This is a genomic window from Saccharothrix sp. AJ9571 (genome assembly GCF_021725495.1).
Classification (GTDB): domain Bacteria; phylum Actinomycetota; class Actinomycetes; order Mycobacteriales; family Pseudonocardiaceae; genus Amycolatopsis; species Amycolatopsis magusensis.
Genome location: NZ_CP091382.1, coordinates 6,900,594 through 6,917,068 on the forward strand (window position 1 = coordinate 6,900,594; position 16,475 = coordinate 6,917,068).

14 protein-coding genes are annotated in these 16,475 nt (G+C 69.0%); 11 read left to right on the forward strand and 3 right to left on the reverse strand.

All coding sequences use genetic code 11. The annotated features are described in order from the left end of the window. Positions 1-75 precede the first annotated feature (75 nt). From L3Q67_RS31710 to L3Q67_RS31735, 6 genes are all read left to right on the forward strand, one after another. Entirely contained in the window at positions 76-1,695 is a 1,620-nt protein-coding gene (locus L3Q67_RS31710) for a GMC family oxidoreductase (protein WP_499185103.1), read from the forward strand. A 77-nt stretch (positions 1,696-1,772) separates the two neighbouring features. After that, positions 1,773-2,741, forward strand: coding sequence for a Gfo/Idh/MocA family protein (locus L3Q67_RS31715; protein ID WP_499185104.1), 969 nt, complete (start codon positions 1,773-1,775; stop codon positions 2,739-2,741). A 48-nt stretch (positions 2,742-2,789) separates the two neighbouring features. Then, positions 2,790-3,725: a class I SAM-dependent methyltransferase gene (locus L3Q67_RS31720; RefSeq protein ID WP_499185105.1), complete on the forward strand. Its 936-nt coding sequence runs from the start codon at positions 2,790-2,792 to the stop codon at positions 3,723-3,725. A 68-nt stretch (positions 3,726-3,793) separates the two neighbouring features. Then, a complete protein-coding gene (locus L3Q67_RS31725; protein ID WP_499185106.1) occupies positions 3,794-4,120 on the forward strand; it encodes a non-heme iron oxygenase ferredoxin subunit in 327 nt (108 codons plus the stop codon). A gap of 97 nt (positions 4,121-4,217) precedes the next feature. After that, entirely contained in the window at positions 4,218-4,814 is a 597-nt protein-coding gene (locus tag L3Q67_RS31730; protein WP_499185107.1) for a nuclear transport factor 2 family protein, read from the forward strand. 44 nt (positions 4,815-4,858) lie between these two features. Further along, a complete protein-coding gene (locus L3Q67_RS31735) occupies positions 4,859-6,070 on the forward strand; it encodes an aromatic ring-hydroxylating oxygenase subunit alpha (protein ID WP_499185108.1) in 1,212 nt (403 codons plus the stop codon). A 103-nt stretch (positions 6,071-6,173) separates the two neighbouring features. Here L3Q67_RS31735 and L3Q67_RS31740 read toward each other — a convergent pair whose 3' ends face one another. Then, positions 6,174-7,379: a cytochrome P450 family protein gene (locus L3Q67_RS31740; protein ID WP_499185109.1), complete on the reverse strand. Its 1,206-nt coding sequence runs from the start codon at positions 7,377-7,379 to the stop codon at positions 6,174-6,176. 936 nt (positions 7,380-8,315) lie between these two features. Between L3Q67_RS31740 and L3Q67_RS31745 the strand changes: the two genes are divergently transcribed. The 3 genes from L3Q67_RS31745 to L3Q67_RS31755 are packed head-to-tail and all read left to right on the forward strand — an operon-like array spanning position 8,316 to position 11,442. After that, on the forward strand, positions 8,316-9,341 hold the full coding sequence (locus tag L3Q67_RS31745; RefSeq protein WP_499185110.1) for a ParB/RepB/Spo0J family partition protein: 1,026 nt from the start codon (positions 8,316-8,318) through the stop codon (positions 9,339-9,341). 8 nt (positions 9,342-9,349) lie between these two features. Next, positions 9,350-10,645, forward strand: a complete 1,296-nt coding sequence (locus tag L3Q67_RS31750) for an acyltransferase domain-containing protein (protein WP_499185111.1) — start codon at positions 9,350-9,352, stop codon at positions 10,643-10,645. A gap of 32 nt (positions 10,646-10,677) precedes the next feature. Further along, positions 10,678-11,442, forward strand: coding sequence for a thioesterase II family protein (locus L3Q67_RS31755; protein WP_499185112.1), 765 nt, complete (start codon positions 10,678-10,680; stop codon positions 11,440-11,442). Here L3Q67_RS31755 and L3Q67_RS31760 read toward each other — a convergent pair whose 3' ends face one another. Both L3Q67_RS31760 and L3Q67_RS31765 read right to left on the reverse strand, forming a co-directional pair. Beyond that, positions 11,443-13,122 carry a non-ribosomal peptide synthetase gene (locus L3Q67_RS31760; RefSeq protein WP_499185113.1) on the reverse strand — a complete coding sequence of 560 codons (1,680 nt, stop codon included), beginning with the start codon at positions 13,120-13,122 and terminating at the stop codon, positions 11,443-11,445. After that, positions 13,119-14,360 carry an ATP-grasp domain-containing protein gene (locus L3Q67_RS31765; protein WP_499185114.1) on the reverse strand — a complete coding sequence of 414 codons (1,242 nt, stop codon included), beginning with the start codon at positions 14,358-14,360 and terminating at the stop codon, positions 13,119-13,121. The genes L3Q67_RS31760 and L3Q67_RS31765 overlap by 4 nt, the downstream gene beginning before the upstream one ends. Positions 14,361-14,523: 163 nt before the next feature. On the opposite strand from L3Q67_RS31765, the gene L3Q67_RS31770 reads away from it, so the two are divergent. Both L3Q67_RS31770 and L3Q67_RS31775 read left to right on the forward strand, forming a co-directional pair. Continuing rightward, entirely contained in the window at positions 14,524-14,991 is a 468-nt protein-coding gene (locus L3Q67_RS31770) for a transposase (protein ID WP_499185115.1), read from the forward strand. A gap of 251 nt (positions 14,992-15,242) precedes the next feature. Next, positions 15,243-16,466 carry an aminotransferase class V-fold PLP-dependent enzyme gene (locus L3Q67_RS31775; RefSeq protein WP_499185116.1) on the forward strand — a complete coding sequence of 408 codons (1,224 nt, stop codon included), beginning with the start codon at positions 15,243-15,245 and terminating at the stop codon, positions 16,464-16,466. Positions 16,467-16,475: the final 9 nt, after the last annotated feature.

A 16,475-nucleotide genomic window follows, 5' to 3' on the forward strand; every position in this document is an offset into this window, starting at 1 on the left:
TTTCTGGGATATCGTGCCGGTAATCCGGTGATGTCACCACCCGAGGCTCGAAAGAAGCGGAAGCTGGGAGGCAGTGTGACCGATCCACGCGAGGCCGAGTCGATTCTGTGGGACGTCATCGTCATCGGAGCGGGTATGGGTGGGGGGACGATCGGCTACGAACTCACTCGACTCGGCCGGCGCGTTCTCTACCTCGAAAAGGGCCTTTCCGGCTTTTCCTCACCCGGCACGATCGCCGGAGTTTTCCCCGAGCAGACCTTCGACATAGCCGAGCTGACCGACGCCGAGCACCGCGATCGCCTCGCCCGTGCCGGGCGGAACACCGAGCAGGTCCTCGACACCACCCGGAAAGGAAAGCCGCAACCGTTCACGCCGACCATCGGATCCGGCACCGGCGGTTCCTCCGCCCTCTACGGAATGGTCACCGAGCGATTCTTCCGGGAGGACTTCGAGCCGCGCGCCGCGTTCGCCGACCTCGGTGACTCCAGCGTTCCGGAAGCCTGGCCGATCAAGTACGACGAAATGGCCCCCTGGTATCGGAAAGCCGAGCAGCTCTACCGGGTCCGGGGGGCAGCCGATCCGCTCCGCCCCGAGGACGACACCGACTCGCTGCGCCAGCCGCCCCCCATGACGGCCGCCAACGCCGAGATCGCCGAGTTCCTCACCGAACGCGGCATGCATCCCTACAACCTGCACGTTGCCTGCGAGTACAAGGACAACTGCCAAGCCTGTCAGGGTTTTCTCTGTGCCTCGAAGTGCAAGAACCATTCCGGCAACATCTGTGTCGAGCCCGCCGTGCGCGACCACGACGCCGCGCTGCTCGACCAGACCACCGTGGTCCGGCTGGAGGCGAGCCGGACGAAGGTGACCGGTGTGGTCGCCCGACGACACGGCGAAACGCTCCACCTCCGGGGAAAGGTGGTCGTTCTCGCGGCCGGCGCGCTGTGCACGCCCGTGCTCCTGCTCGACTCGAAATCCAAGGAATGGCCGCACGGCCTGGCCAACGACAACGATCTCGTCGGCCGCAACCTGATGCGCCACTTCATCGACCTTTTTCTCTTCCGCGTACGCGCGGCACCCGTGTCCGGTCAGACCAAGGAAATCGGAGTCAGTGACTTCTACCTGGGCGACGGCCGGAAGTTCGGTGCGCTGCAGTCGCTCGGGCGGGTCTTCCCGTATGAAACGCTGATGAACGGCAGCCGCCAGGGACGGCGCATCTTCGGTCCCTTCCGCCGGCTCGCCGGCAGGTACTGGAAACGCGAACTGGAGGATCGTGTCATCGTCATGGCGTCGATCGCCGAGGACCTGCCCTATGAACGAAACCGCGTCCTGCCGGGCTCCGGCAAGATGCTGCTCGAAATGCAGTACCGGGCCGGCGAAGCGGACCTGGAGCGGCACGGGAGTTTCATGCGAACGATCAAGACGGCGCTGGGGAAGTACCCCGGTTCGCGGATCTACCCGGTTCACCTGCCGGGGGCGCAGTCCAACGGTGTCTTCGGCCACGAGTGCGGCACCTGCCGCTTCGGTGATGACCCCGGGACCAGCGTGCTCGACCCCGACAACCGCGCCTGGGGCCTGGACAACCTCTACGTGGTCGATGCTTCGATGTTCCCTTCGAGCACCGGCATGAACCCCAGCCTCACCATAGCCGCCAACGCGCTGCGGGTCGCTCAGGTGGTGCAAGGCTCGTTGTAGTCGGGAGCGCGGACAACCGGAAGGAGACGATCTTGACTGATCGGGTGCGAATCGGTGTTCTGGGGGCAGCCCGGGTCGTGAAGCAGGCGCTGACGGACCCGGCGCGGAACGTGCCGGAGATCCTGGTGACGGCGATCGCGGCCAGGGACACCGGCCGAGCGCGTGAACACGGGGAGAAACTCGGTATCCGGAAAGTTCACAACAGCTACGAGGCGCTGCTGGCGGATCCGGACATCGACGCGGTCTACGTTCCGCTTCCCAACGCATTGCATGCGGTGTGGAGCACCAGGGCGATGGAGGCAGGCAAGCACGTTCTCTGCGAGAAGCCGATCACCAGCAACGAGGCCGAGGCTCGGCTGCTCTCCGAGGTCGCGACCAGGACAGGCCGTGTCATCTGCGAGGCGATGCACCCGCTCTACCACGGGCTCTTCGACCGGATCGCGGAGATCATCGCGGACGGCTCGATCGGTGAGATCCGGCATGTCGAGGCACAGGTGAGCTTTCCCGTGCCGAACAGCAAGGACATTCGCTGGCAGTACGAACTCGGCGGGGGTGCCGCTATGGATTTGGGCGTGTATGCGGTGTCGGTGCTGCGCGCGCTCGCCGGTATGGAACCCGTGGAGGTGACCAGGGCCAGGGCGAAGACCCGGGCGCCCGACGTGGACCGGTGGATGGATGCCCGCCTGCGCTTTCCCCACGGCGCGACGGGCCGGATCCGGACCGTGATGTGGGGCTGGCCGGTCCTCGCGATCAAGGGACGAGTCGAGGGATCCGCGGGCACGTTGACGGTGGTCAACCCGATCGCGCCGCAGGGGTTCAACAAACTCGTGCTGCAGGCGGGTGGGAAGAAGACCGCGGAGAGGGTGGCGAAGCAGCCGGACACCTACACGTGCCAACTGAAGGCGTTCGCCGGCGCGGTGCTGCGTGGTGAGCCCCTGCGGACCGGGCCTGAGCACTTCATCCCCACCATGGGGGTGATCGACGCGATCTACCGCCGAGCCGGTCTTTCGCCCCGCGGCACACCCCAGACCGCGCGCCACGAATGAAGCAGTTGCCAACAGCTCTACCAGACCGAGCGATGGGGAGAAGTGGTAATGGTCAATACGAAGTCAGGCCAACTGAGCCCGGCGGGCACCGGGACCGACGGCGACGAGGAAGCCGCGAAGACCAAGGCAGCGGTCTCTTCCACGTACGACATGATCGCCGCCAACTGGAATTTCGGTATTCTGTGGAACTGGGGATACCACGATCCCGGACTGCAGCAGGAACTCGAAGAGATCATTCCCGGTTTCAACAGTTTCGACACCGATGGTTTCTCTGAGCTGTTGTATTACTACGCGCTTCGCCAGGTTCCGCTGAGCATCGCGGACTACCGCGGCAAACGCGTGCTCGAGGTCGGCAGCGGTATCGGTGCCGGGCTCGCCTTCCTGTCTCGGGTGATCGACGGGGCGGAGATGTCCGGGATGGACATCTCCAAGACCGCGGTCGATCGGGCGAATGCACGTTATTCGCGTGGGAAGACGCTCTCCTTCACTGTTGGCGACGCCGAGTCCATGCCCTTCGACGATGGCGTTTTCGATGTCGTCGTCAACGTGGAGAGTTCGCATCTTTACCCGCGTCTGGACGGCTTTTTCAACGAGGTCGCACGGGTGCTCAAGCCCGGGGGGCACCTATCTATGGTCGATCTCTTCACCGATCAGCAGATGACCACCTTCGACAAGGCGGCGTCCGAATGCGGGCGGTTGGACTGGGTGGCGGAGAACGACATATCACCGCAGGTCAAGGCTTCCGTCCGGCAACGTATGACGGCGGGGAGCTACCTCCTCCGGTCTTTCTCGAAGGAGAAGATGTCACCGCTGAAGCGGGTAGTCGTCAAGCACGGCTTGATGGCGTCGCTCGGGGCGGCGTTCACCGGCGAAGCCAGTACGAAGCCGCTGGCGAAGTGGGCGCGGAAGGTGACCGGACTGTCCACGGTCGACACGGCACCGGTGCGGGCGTACCGCCACCACTTGGCGACCCGCATTCCCTGAGCTACCTTCATCAATCGTGCCCGGCCAGCCGCCACCGATGTTGGTGGGGCGTCAGGAAGAGAGGTCCGATGAGTGCAGCGCCCACCGAAATGGTCCCGGTGTGTCCTGCCGGTGAGCTGGCGTTGGACGAGCCCCGGGGAGTGGAGACCCCGTGGGGGCCGGTCGTGGTGGTGCGCGCCGCCACCGGTATCTACGCCGTGACCGATCGGTGCACGCACGACGATGTACCGCTCTCGGACGGTTTCGTCGATGGCGACACGGTGGAGTGCCCGGCGCACCTTTCCCTGTTCTGCCTGCGCACCGGGGCCGCGCTCACGATGCCGGCCACCGAGCCCGTCGAGACCTGGACGGTCGCGGTGATCGACGAGGTGATCTACCTGAAAGCTCGGCGATGACCCTGCCCCCGATCGATCGGGACGTCCTGGTTCTCCCGGTCGAACTCGCGATTTCCGTTACCCGTTGACCGCCCCGATTCCCTGAGGGAGTCTCCGCATGACCGCGTCCACCGAGCCCGTCATCTCCACCCAGGCATACCGGCCTCGTTCAGCCGATGCACCGGCGGTGCGGCCACCGCGTCGTGTCCAACCCTCGGTGCTGTACGAGGTCGAGCAGTTCCTGTACTTCGAAGCACGGCTGCTCGACGAAGCTCGCTACAACGACTGGTTCGACCTGATCGCCGACGACATACACTACTTCATGCCGTTGCGGCGTACCCGGCTGCACCGCGATCTGCTCGCGGAATCCAGTGGACTCGACGAGTTCAACCACTACGATGACAACAAGGGCACCCTGGCGCTCCGCGTGGCACGGCTGCAACAGCCAACGGCGTGGTCCGACAACCCACCGGCCCGCACCGTCCGGTCGATCACGAACATCACCGCCGAACCCACCGGCATGACGGACGAATACCTCGTTCGCAGTGTGTTCCGCCTCTACCGCAACCGGCTGGCCGACGACGTCGACTCCTTCTCGGGGCGGCGAACGGACACGCTGCGTGCCCATGCCGACCTGGGTTTTCAGATCGTCAACCGCACCATCCATCTCGCCGAGAGCGTGGTGCAGGCCAACAACCTCGGCCTGTTCTTCTGACAGCAGCCGATCCGACATCGACTTATGACGGGAGCGTGGCGCGGATGTATGCGGATCTGATCGATTTCGACAAAACCGGGACAGTCTCTGCTGACATCTTCCACTCGGAAGAAATCTATCGACGGGAGCTGAGCACGGTTTTCGCCCGCTCGTGGCTGTTCCTGGCGCACGAGTCGCAGCTGCGCTCGCCGGGGGACTTCGTCACCGCGACGATGGGCGAGGATCCGGTCATCGTCTCAAGGCAGCGCGACGGCGGCATCCGGGCCGTGCTCAACGTGTGCAGGCACCGGGGGATGCGGGTGTGCCGGCAGGAGCAAGGCAACACCAAACGGTTCACCTGCGCCTTCCACGGCTGGTCCTACGACACTTCGGGCTCGCTGGTCCAAGTACCGCGCGAGGACGAGGGCTACCACGGCAGGCTGGACAAGGCAGGCTGGTCACTGATACCGGTCACCCGTGTCGAATCCTACCGCGGCATGATCTTCGGCTCCTGGGATCCCGAAGTCGCCGACCTGGTGGACTACCTCGACACCGCCCGGCCCGCCCTGGATTCGTTCATCGACACGCTGGGCGGTGACATCGAGCTGGTCGGTCCGATGAAGTGGCGGGTCAAGGGCAACTGGAAGCTGCCGGCCGAAGGGTTCGCCACCGATGGCTACCACACCGACACCACGCACGCCTCCGCATTGCAGGCCATGGGAGGAATTCCCCAGCCGGACGGGAAGATCTTCCAGTATTCCAGCGATGCCGGGCACGGTGGGGCGATGGTCAACCTGTCCGGCGAACCCACGGTCGCGCACGCCACGGTTTTTCCCAATTTCTCCGTACTCGGGTTCGCCGGTCCGATCCGGTTGTGGCAGCCGCGTGGCCCCGAGGAGATGGAAATCTGGGCTTGGGTCGCTGTTCCGGTCGGACTCGACGCGGAGACCCGGCGGCAGAAACTCAACGGCATCACTCTGGTGTTCTCGACGTCTGGCATCTTCGAGAGCGACGACAACGAGAACTGGTCGGAGATCTCCGTGGTGGGCCGGGGGTTCGCCGCTCGCAGTACCCCGCTGAACTACCAGATGGGCATGGGCTTCGAGGACCCCACCGGAGCCGAGATCCCCGGCTTCGACGTCCGCACCGGGCACCTGTTCAACGACATCGGTGCCCGCGGTTACTACACCCGCTGGGCGCAGCTCATGGACGGAGCCGAACTCAAACTCACACCTTCGGCGCCACCGCCGAGCCCCGGAATGCCCGAGGCCACCTGATCCCACGCCTCCGCGAGCACACGGGCAAGCCGAACGGCTGGTGTTCACACGTACGAGATTTCGATCGGCAGGCGCCCGTCCTGCCGATCGAACCGTTCTCTCGTCACTTCTGACGCCTGTCGCCGAGCCGGGTCACGAGGCTCTTCGGCCCGAGCAGGTTCGTGTGTTCGTGGAATTCCGCTCGAACCAGTTGCAAATCGGGGTACCGGGCGAACAGAGTCTCCAACGCGATCCGGGTCTCCAACCTGCTCAACGGGGCGCCGATGCAGAAGTGGATCCCATGCCCGAAGCCCAGATGAGGGTTGGGGTTGCGGGTGATGTCGAACACCTCGGGCTGCTCGAATTGCTGCTCGTCGTGGTTGGCGGCCACGGTCCAGGTCGCGACCACGGTTCCGGCCGGGATGTCGAGGCCGCCCAGCGTGACCGGTTTCGTGGTCAACCGGTAGGTCGTGGCCGTGGGCGGGAAGTAGCGGACCGCCTCCTCGATGGCCCCCGGAATGGCGGAGGGATCGGCGCGCACCGCGGCCCCCGCGGCTGGGTTCTCGTGCAGGAGCCGGACGGTGTTGCCGAGTACCAGCGTCGTACTGATGTGGCCGGCCATCAGCAGCACAGCCGGGATGCTGAACAGTTGCCGGTCGGTGAGCCGTTCACCGTCGATCTCGGCCGCCAGCAAGCGGCTGACCAGGTCGTCGCCCGGCTGTACCCGTCTGCGGTGGATGTAGGTGGCGAAGTAGTCCAGCATCTCGGATAACGTCGCGTCCATTGACTCCAGCGACACAGCCTCCTCGTGGATGCTGCCGCGCGGGTCCGCCGCGAGGAGTGTGTCCGCCCAGCCCTGGATCAGTGGCCGGTCCGTGGTGGGCAGGCCCAGTAGTTCGGTGATGACGAAGACGGGGAGTGCGTGGAACAGTACCTCGACCAGGTCGACTTCGTCGTTGCCGGCTGCGTTGTCCAGCAGTTCGTCCGTCAGCTGGGCGATCCGCGGCGCTAGCCGCTGCACGGCGCGCGAGGAAAAGCCTTCGCCGATAAGGGTGCGGAGTTTGCGGTGGTACGGCGGATCGACGACGCCGACGTGCCCTTCCACCAGGCTCGGCCCGTCGGCGCCGGCGGGCATCTGTGAGCTGAAGTCCGAGGAGAAGGTGGCCGGATCCAGCAGTACGCGTTGTGTTTCGCTGTAGCCGAACACGTGACAGATCCCGGAGTTGTCGTACTGTACGCGACCGGCGTGTCGGGTTTCCGCTGCCCATTTCAACAATTTCCGGCCCCCATCGGAATTGTCCGGGGGCTGCGTGATCGACGGCTGGTTCATGATTTCCTGAAAGAATTGCTCACTGTGGACTCCTCCAGCTGTGGAGCTTCGGACTTGGCTGTCATCCTAAGGGGAACGGCCTCGCCGCGCAGTCACTGTTCATTGGTGACAGTTGAGCTGAACGACGGTTCGAAAGTAAGGTGGGTCTTATGTTACCGGATCGCAGTGAGTTCGCCTCGATCCGGCCATGAGGGCGGTGGGGAGCGGCTCGCCTCGACTTCTGGCGTCGACGCTGGAGCAGGGACTCTCGGCTCACGACCGTGCCGGGTGCGGTCTCGGCTGGCGCGGCGGCTCGTGCGACCACGGCGGCGCGGGTGATCGACGAGGCGCCGGCGCCGGCGCCGGCGGTGGAGCATCGCCGGTGAGGAAGCTGGCCGCGCAGTCGCCACCACCGTGCCCGCCTGCCGCTGAGGAACCGGTGCCGGCTCCGAAACGGCGTCGCCGAGGGCCGAGGCAGGGGTCCGCCGCTCGGCGGCGTCCCGCGAGGGCGGTACGGCTGGGCTTCCTGGTGGCGCGCGGTCGCCGACGGCTGTCAGAAGGCGGAGATCTCGCGGCGACCAGGAAGGCCCTGGCCTGCGGCTTGCACTCGTCCGATATGGCGCTTGCCATCCCGGGCGAACCAGGATACGCGCGGCCTGACCAGTGGTATTCCTGTGTTCGCACAGGCGTTCATCGCTCACTGAATCGCCCGAACGGACGAGTCATTCATCACTGGTTGCGGTGGAGAGTTTTCCGCTGCTAGGGTTAGTTTGTTGGTTTACGCCGAAAGTGTAAGAAAATAAACTGGGGTCCAGTCGTATGCCGAGCTCGCCGTAGCGCTTTTTTCAGGTCTGAGAACCTTTCCGTGTTGTTGACCGGAATGTGGAGCCCGACTCGGGTGACCATTTGTTCCCTTGTCCTTCCTGTCCTGATATCCGAATACCTTATGGAGTGCTGATGGTGCAGCCGGGTCGCCCGCCGGGGGGCGTGGTTCGTGTTGAGTCCGGGGCGTGCGCGGATTGGGTGCAGGCCGAGTTGGCGGGTTGCCCGGTGGACCTGGTGGAGGTCGCCGGCTTGTCGGCGTCGGGATGGGTGCGCAGCGGGGGTGCGGACGACGCCCACATCGGCCTGCTCGCGGAAGCGGAGGCGGAATTGCCGCCGATCGTCGTACACGATCCGTCCATGCGGATCATCGACGGAGTGCACCGGGTGCGCGCCGCCGTGGAGCGGGGTTGTTCGCGAATTGCCGCAGTGCGTTATTCGGGCAGCGAGGAGGACGCTTTTGTGCTGTCGGTGTGGCTGAACCGGGCGCACGGGCTGCCGCTGGGCCGCGGTGACCGGCGGGCGGCGGCCGAGCGGATCCTCGCCTCACACGGACACTGGTCGGACCGCCGGATCGCCGCGGCGGTCGGACTGGCCGCGGGCACGGTGGCCGGCTTGCGCGAGTGTTCGACTGGGCAGAGCGATCAGTTGGACAGGCGGGTGGGCCGGGACGGCCGCGCCCGGCCGGTGAACGCGGCGGTCGGCCGCCGCCTGGCCGGGAAACTGCTGGTGGAGGAGCCGGGCGCGTCGCTGCGCTCGGTGGCTCGCCGAGCCGGGGTCTCGCCCGCGACGGTGCAGGACGTGCGGCGGCGGCTGCGGGCCGGGAACGATCCGGTGCCCGCGCAGCGGCGCGGGTCCCGGCCCGCACCGCCGCGGCCAGGGCAGTCCTGGGTGGTTTCGGCCGCGGAGATGCGCCGGGCGCTGGAGCAGATGAAGCGGGATCCGGCGCTGCGCTTCAGCGAATCCGGCCGGATGCTGCTGCGGTGGCTGGACCGGCACGCCACCGGCATCGCCGAATGGGGCCAGCTGGTGCAGGCGGTGCCCAGCCACTGCCGGGCGCTGGTGGCGGAGTTCGCCAGGGTGTACGCGGCGGCCTGGGCGGATCTGGCCGGTTCGCTGGAGGACAGCGGTTCGGCCGGATTCGAAGTCGCCCAGGGCTGAGGAGAACCATGCTTCACCTGATCCCGCTGACCGGTGCCACCGCCGCGGAACTCGAGGACCGCACCGCCGCGCTGGTCACCGAGCTGGAGACCGCCGCCGGCGGGCCGGCCGCGGTGGCCAAGGCGATGCCGCTGGACCCCGCGCACCGCCACCGGCGCTGCGTGCTCGCCTACGACACCGCGCACGCGCTCGCCACCGTCCGAGATCGGGACACCCGCTGGCTGCTGACCCGGTCACCGGCCGACGACGAACCGGCCACCGCGACGCCGTCGGTGGCGGTGTTGTTCGCCGGATTCGGCAAGCTGTCGGTGGTGCGCGGGTCCGATTTGTACGACCGGCTCGGCCGGTTCCGCGCGGTGGCCGACCGGCTCAGCGACCTGCTCGTGGCCGAGTTCGGCGTGGACCCCCGGCAGGCCATGTTCGCCCCCGCCGACGACCCCCGGTCCGCGGAGTACGAGGAACTGCTGCGCCGCAACACGATCGGGCACCCGGCGCTGTTCGTGCTGGAGTACGCGCTGCTGCGGGTGTGGCAGGACTGGGGCGTCGAACCGGCGACGATGCTGTCCCACAGCCTCGGTGAGTACGTCGCCGCCACGGTCGCGGGCGTGCTCGACGCCGAGGACGCACTGCGGCTGATCGTGCGCCGTGCGCTGATGGTGGACGAACTGCCGCAGGGCCGGATGCTCGCGGTCTCGCTGTCCAGGGAAGAGCTGGAACCCTACCTGCGCGAAGGGCTCTGGCTGGCCGCGACGAACGGGCCGGACGTGAGCATCGCCGCTGGCGGCACCGCCGACACCGAGGAGCTGCGCGCCCGGCTGACCGCGGACGGCATCCGCTGCGGGCTGCTCGACACCACCCACGCCTTCCACACGCCGAAGCTGGAGCCGGTGCGCCCGCGCCTGGTCGAACTGGCCGCGTCGATGACCAGGAAACCACCGCGCCTGCGGTACGTGTCGTGCCTGACCGGTACCCGGCTGAACCCGCGCCAGGCCACCGATCCCGAGCACTGGGGGCGCCACATGTGCTCGCCGGTGTTGTTCAACGAAGGGCTGCGCGCGCTGTGGCGCCGCCCGCCCGGGGTGGTGCTGGAGATCGGGCCCGAGCAGACAGCGCTGAACATGGCCACCCGCTTCCTCGCGTCGAGCGGCGCCGAACCGGCGCCCGTGGTGGCTTCGCTGGCGCCGTCGCCGTATTGGGAGTCCGACACCGACAGCCTGCTGGCGGCCGCCGCCCGCCTGTGGCTGGAAGGCGTGCCGGTGAACTGGGACGCGATCCGGTCCGACCGGGCCGCAGCGGAGCGCTGAGTACCGGAGAACTGAGAACAGGAGTGCACGGCATGGCCGGATCGACCCGCAATCCCTGGGTGCTCACCCCGCAGCCACGGCCCGGCGCGGCACTGCGGCTGATCTGCCTGCCGCACGCCGGCGGCGGCGCGGCGGCCTACCGGGACTGGCCGGGCTGCTTCAGCAGTGACGTCGAGGTCAACCTGGTGCAGCTGCCCGGCCGCGAGAACCGGATGTTCGACACCCCGCACTCCCGGATGGACACCCTGGTCCCGGCGCTGGCCGAGCACCTCGGCTCGCTCACCTCGGGCCGGTACGCGTTGTTCGGGCACAGCATGGGCGCGCTGGTGGCGTTCGAGCTGAGCCGGTACCTCGGCGCGGACCGGCGGCCGGAGGTGCTGATCGTGTCCGGGCACCACGCCCCGCACCTGGAGCGCACCGGCCCGCACCGGCACGCGCTGTCGGAGGCCGAGCTGGTCGACGCGCTGCACGAGCTGGGCGGGCTGTCCCCGGAAGTGCTCGACAACCCCGAATACCTGAAGCTGGTGCTGCCCACCGTCCGCGCCGATCTGGCCGTGGTGGAGGAGTACGCGTGGCCGGGCGGTGAACCGCTGACCCACGACCTGGTCGCGCTGGGCGGGGCCGATGACCGGATGGTGCCGCCCGCGGACCTGCGCGCGTGGGACCGCCACACCACCGCGCGGTTCACCCACCGGATCTTCCCCGGCGGGCACTTCTACCTGCAGGACCAGCTCGTCGACGTGATCGACGAGGTGCGCCGCGCGCTCGTCCCGGCGGACCAGCGCGCGACGCGGTAGTCAGCGTTCTTCCAGCGAACGGGCCAGCTCGCCCGCGGTTTCGGCGAGCAGGAGGTCGGCGAGCGCGATCGGCAGCCCGGTCGCCCGCCGCAGTTCCGCGGCGACCCGGTTCATCCGCAGCGAATCGCCGCCGAGCTCGAAGAAGTTGTCGCCCATGCCGACCGCGTCCACGCCGAGCACCGCCTGCCAGGTCTCCGCGACCAGCTTCTCGGCCGGGGTGACCGGGGCGGGACCCGACTCGGTCACCGGCTCGCCGGGTACCGGCAGCGCCGCGGTGTCCACCTTCCCGTTCGGGGACAACGGCAGCGCCGGTAGCTGGAGCAGCGACGACGGCACCAGGTGGGCGGGCACCCGCTCGGCCAGCCACGCGCGGAGCGCGGTCAGGTCCACCTCGCCGGTTTCGGGCACCACGTACGCGAGCAACCGGGCGCCGCCCGCCTGGTCCGGCACACCGAGCGCGGCGGCGGCACGGACCTCCGGATGCGCGCCGAGGCAGGCTTCCAGTTCACCGGGCTCGACCCGGAACCCCCGGATCTTCACCTGCCGGTCGGCTCGGCCGCAGAACTCCAGCGCGCCCTCCGGTAGCCGCCGCACCAGGTCGCCGGTGCGGTAGCGCCGCGTGCCGTCCGGACCGGCCACGAACCGGGTGGCCGTCGCGCCCGGCCGGTCGTGGTAACCACGGGCCAGGTTCACCCCGCTCACGTAGAGCTGGCCGATTTCCCCGTCCGGCACCGGAACGAGCTTGTCGTCCAGCACGTGCGCGGTGACCCCGGACAGCGGCCGCCCGATCGGCACCGTGTTCCGGCCGTCCGCGGCCAGTGCGCCGAGGCCGGGCTGGAGGGTGGTGAAGGTGGTGCACTCGGTCGGGCCGTAGCCGTTCACCAGCCGCGTTCCCGGCGCGAGCGCGGCGGCCTGGCGGACGACGTCGGCGCGCACGGTGTCACCGCCGGCGAACAGCAGGCGCAGCCCGCCGGGCAGCCGCTTCTCCGCGGTCACCAGCTCGTGGAACAGCCCCGCGGTGAGCCACGCGACGCTGACCTGCGCCCACTCCAGGAACTCGAGCAGCTCGCCGGTGCCCAGCGCACCGGGCGGCGCGATGGCGAGGGTGGCGCCGCGGGTGAGCGCGCCCCAGACCTCGAAGGTGGAGGCGTCGAAGGCCAGCGGCGCGTACTGCAGGACCCGGTCGCCCGGCTCGATGCCGAGGCCCGGCTCGGTCACCAGGTTCACCACGGCCTCGTGGGTGGCGACCACGCCCTTGGGCACGCCGGTGGAGCCCGAGGTGTAGACCAGGTACGCGGAGTTGCCGGGCAGCGGTGCCTCCGGAACCGCGCTGTCCACAGTGTCCAGTTCGGCGGTGCCGGTGAGCACGAGCCGCGCACCCGAGTCGGCGAGCACCCGATCCCGGTGCGCGGGCGGGTGACCCGGATCCAGCGGGACGTAGAAACCACCGCACTTCAGCACGGCGAGCATCAACACCACGGCTTCGGCGCCGCGCGGGACCTGGAGCGCGACGGGGATCTCGCGGCGCACCCCCTGCGCGGCCAGCGCGCCGGCCAGCTCGTCCGAGCGGGTCTTCAGCGCGGCGTAGGTGAGCGTGCCGCCGGGATGCCGCAGGGCGATCGCGTCAGGAGTGACCGCGGCCTGGCGGTCGACGAGTTCGGGCACGGTGTTGCCGGTCATCGGACCACCTCCGGTTCGGCCGCCGGGCGAAGGGTTTCGCCGACGAGCTGGCTGAGGAAACGCAACTGGGTGTGGTCGGCCACGGCGCCGTACACCGTGCCGATCCGGCTGCTCGCGCCGGTCGCGACGGCGGGCAGCACGCGGGGCAGGTCGGCGAGGTCGACCTTGCTCACCCCGGGCAGGGCGCGGACGGCGCCCGCCCCGCTGACTCGCCGCACCACCCTCGCCCCGTCGGGCGGCAGCACGAAGTACTGGAAGGACACCCGGTCCCAGCGCGGCCGGTCCGGGGCGGCGCCGGTGCCGAGCGCGGCCAGCAACGCCAGCCGGATCAGGTCCGGGCCACCGGCGCGGCGGACCAGATCGGCCACGTGCCCGCCGAGCCGCCCGTTGACCTCGATCAGCCGCGGCCCGGCCGCGGTGAGCTTGAGTTCGGTGTGCGTGAGGCCGTGCCGGAGCCCGAGCGCGGCGAGCGCGCGCCGGGTCAGGTCCTCGATCTCGGCCCTCAGATCGCCAGGGAGATCCGCCGGGACGAACATGCCGGTCTCCCGGAACCCGGTGGTGAGCGGGAACTTCCCGGTGACCGCGAGCGGCACGGTGGCGCCGCCGGAGGTCAGCGACTCCACACTGACGTAGTCGCCCCACGCGCCGAGCGGTTCGCCGACCAGGTATTCCTCCAGCACCAGGTTTTTCTCCGCACCGGCGAGCAGGCGCCCGGCCAGTTGCCTGCCTTCCTCGGGGGAGCTGATCAGGTAGGTGTTCCGGCTGGAGCCGCCGACCGCGGGTTTGAGCACCGCGGGCAGGCCCACCGCGGTGAGCGCGGCTTCGAAGTCGTCCGGGGTGTCGACGCGCGCGATGCGGGTGGTGTCCACACCGGCCGCCGCGAACGCGGCCCGCTGGGCGGCCTTGTCGGTCAGCCGTTCCGCGGTTGCCTTGTCCTGGTAGGGAAGTCTCAGCAGTTCGGCCAGTTCGGCGGTGCGCCGGAGCTGGTACTCGGCGAAGGTGACGATCCCGGCCACGTCCCGCCGCCGCAGCTCCGCGGCGGTGCGCCGGGTGTCCCAGCCGGTGGTGTCGAGGGTTTCGCCGAGGTCGGCGAGCAGGCCGGCCACCTCGGCCGGGTGCTCGTCGGCCCGGTCGTAGACGAAGAGCGGGGTGCACAGCCCCCGCGCGGCCCGCAGCACGTCGGCGGGCCCGGCAGAGCCGAGGTCGTAGACGACTGCGAGCCGGGGCGGTGCGGACATAGTTCACTCCCGTGCGCTTTTCTGGGGGATTTGCCCGGCCGACTCTATCGGCGTTCCCCGGTTCTTGTCATGGACCGGGAAAGGCGGGAAATGGCTGGCCGATGAACACGATTGCCCGATCGCGGGGTGTGGTGCGATGGTCCGTTCCATGGCCGATGCGTTGATGCGTAGATTGGTTCCCGACGAGGTGTGGGAATTGGTGGAACCGTTGTTGCCGAAAGCCCCGAAACGCCCGCAGGGCGGCGGCCGGGCCCGGGCCGAGTCGCGCCGGGTGTTCGCCGCGGTGGCGCTGGTGCTCAGCGGGCAGACCTCGTGGCGGTCGGTGCCGCCCGCGTTCGGGGTGGCCGTGCCGACCGCGCACCGCTGGTTCGCGCGGTGGACCGTCGCCGGGGTGTGGGACCGGCTCGCGCTCGCCGCCGAAAGCCCGGAAATCGATCCCGAGCTGGCCGAATGGCTCAGTGTGCTGGTGGAAGCCGCGGTGCGCCGTGCCGGGGCGACCGACCAGCGGAGCCTGTCGGCGATGGCTGCGGGCGCACCGGCCGAGGTGCCGGTGCGGCTGACCGCCACGGTGCCGTGCGGGGATGTCCAAATGAGACGGCGCGAGGCAGAGCACGTCCGCGTCGCGGTCTGAGCCGACCTGCGGAAATGCGCCCCGTCAATGGTGTCTTGGATCGCCGCCGGCCGTGTTCGACGCGGCTTGCGCCCGCGCTTTCCGGTGGTAGTGTCGACGCCGTCCGGTGGTCGTCGGTTGCAGATCACCGGCATTTTCCTTACCGGCGCGGCCGCATCTGTTCCCTTTGTCGGCGCGCAATTCATGGTTCGGTTTGTTCCCATGCTTGCGGCACTAATACCTCGGAGGTTGCTGGCGTGTGCGGCGGTCGGATGGAGCTTGCCGATCCGGAACTGGGCGGCGTGCCGCGTTTCGACATCGCGCGGGCACGGGCGGAGACCACCGGCTGTGCCGGGGTGATCCATCTGAACAACGCGGGTTCGGCGCTGATGCCGGGGCCGGTGCTGGACCGGGTGGTCGGGCACCTGGAACTGGAAGCGCGGATCGGCGGTTACGAGGCCGCCGAACTCGCCGAGTCGGCGGTGCTCGGGGTCTACGAGTCGGCGGGCGCCCTGCTCGGCTGCCTGCCCTCGGAGGTCGCGCTCACCGAGAACGCCTCGCGCGCCTGGCAGGCAGCGGTGCAGGCGGTCCCGCTGTCGGCGGGGGACCGGATCGTGGTCGGCGCGGCCGAGTACGTGAGCAACCACCTGGCGCTCCAGGCGGTCCGCCAGGCCACCGGGGCCAGGGTCACCGTGGTGCCGGACGACGAGCACGGCCGGTTCGACCTCGAGTTCTTCCGCGAAGTGTTCGACGAGCGCACGAAACTGGTGGCGCTGACCCACGTGCCGGTCTACGGCGGGCCGGTGAACCCGGTGCGCGAGGTGGGCAGGCTGCTCCGCGACGCACCGGCGTTCTACCTGGTCGACGCCTGCCAGACGGCTGGGCAACTGCGGCTGGACGTGGCCGACATCGGCTGCGACCTGCTGACCACCGCGGGCCGCAAGTACCTGCGCGGCCCGCGCGGCACCGGGCTGCTCTACGTGAACTCGGCGAGGATGCCCGAACTGCGCGGCGCCTGCCTGGACACCCGCGGCCTGCGGTGGTCCGGCAACGGTGAGGTCAGCGCCCGCCAGGACGCCAGGCTGTTCGAGAGCTGGGAGGCCAGCTTCGCGGTCCGGCTGGGCCTCGGCGCGGCCATCGACTACGCGCTGGACTGGGGCCTCGACGCGATCTGGGACCGGATCCTGCTGTTGTCGGCTCGGCTGACCGAACGGCTGGGGTACGTGCCGGGGGTGCTGCTGCCGGACGACGCCGGGGTGGCGCCGAGCGGGCTGGTCCGGTTCCGGCTCCCTGACGGCGATCCGCACCACATCCGCCGGGAGCTGCGGCGCGCCGGGGTGAACGTCTCGGTGTCCGAGCGCGAGCTGGCGCCGCTGGATCCCGCGCAGCGCCACGAAACCGCGCAGCTGCGCGCCTCGGTCCACTACTACAACACCGAAGACGAGATCGACCGCTTCGGTGACGCACTCGAACTGCTGCTCAAAAAAGACGCCTGAGAACAGGGG

Excerpts from the sequence above, each read along its gene's own strand:
- L3Q67_RS31720 (WP_499185105.1), top strand. The coding sequence starts at position 2,790 with ATGGTCAATACGAAGTCAGGCCAACTGAGCCCGGCGGGCACCGGGACC.
- L3Q67_RS31745 (WP_499185110.1), top strand. The coding sequence starts at position 8,316 with ATGGTGCAGCCGGGTCGCCCGCCGGGGGGCGTGGTTCGTGTTGAGTCC.
- L3Q67_RS31740 (WP_499185109.1), bottom strand. The coding sequence starts at position 7,379 with ATGAACCAGCCGTCGATCACGCAGCCCCCGGACAATTCCGATGGGGGC.
- L3Q67_RS31730 (WP_499185107.1), top strand. The coding sequence starts at position 4,218 with ATGACCGCGTCCACCGAGCCCGTCATCTCCACCCAGGCATACCGGCCT.
- L3Q67_RS31765 (WP_499185114.1), bottom strand. The coding sequence starts at position 14,360 with ATGTCCGCACCGCCCCGGCTCGCAGTCGTCTACGACCTCGGCTCTGCC.
- L3Q67_RS31725 (WP_499185106.1), top strand. The coding sequence starts at position 3,794 with ATGAGTGCAGCGCCCACCGAAATGGTCCCGGTGTGTCCTGCCGGTGAG.
- L3Q67_RS31750 (WP_499185111.1), top strand. The coding sequence starts at position 9,350 with ATGCTTCACCTGATCCCGCTGACCGGTGCCACCGCCGCGGAACTCGAG.
- L3Q67_RS31775 (WP_499185116.1), top strand. The coding sequence starts at position 15,243 with ATGGAGCTTGCCGATCCGGAACTGGGCGGCGTGCCGCGTTTCGACATC.
- L3Q67_RS31760 (WP_499185113.1), bottom strand. The coding sequence starts at position 13,122 with ATGACCGGCAACACCGTGCCCGAACTCGTCGACCGCCAGGCCGCGGTC.
- L3Q67_RS31770 (WP_499185115.1), top strand. The coding sequence starts at position 14,524 with ATGCGTAGATTGGTTCCCGACGAGGTGTGGGAATTGGTGGAACCGTTG.
- L3Q67_RS31755 (WP_499185112.1), top strand. The coding sequence starts at position 10,678 with ATGGCCGGATCGACCCGCAATCCCTGGGTGCTCACCCCGCAGCCACGG.
- L3Q67_RS31735 (WP_499185108.1), top strand. The coding sequence starts at position 4,859 with ATGTATGCGGATCTGATCGATTTCGACAAAACCGGGACAGTCTCTGCT.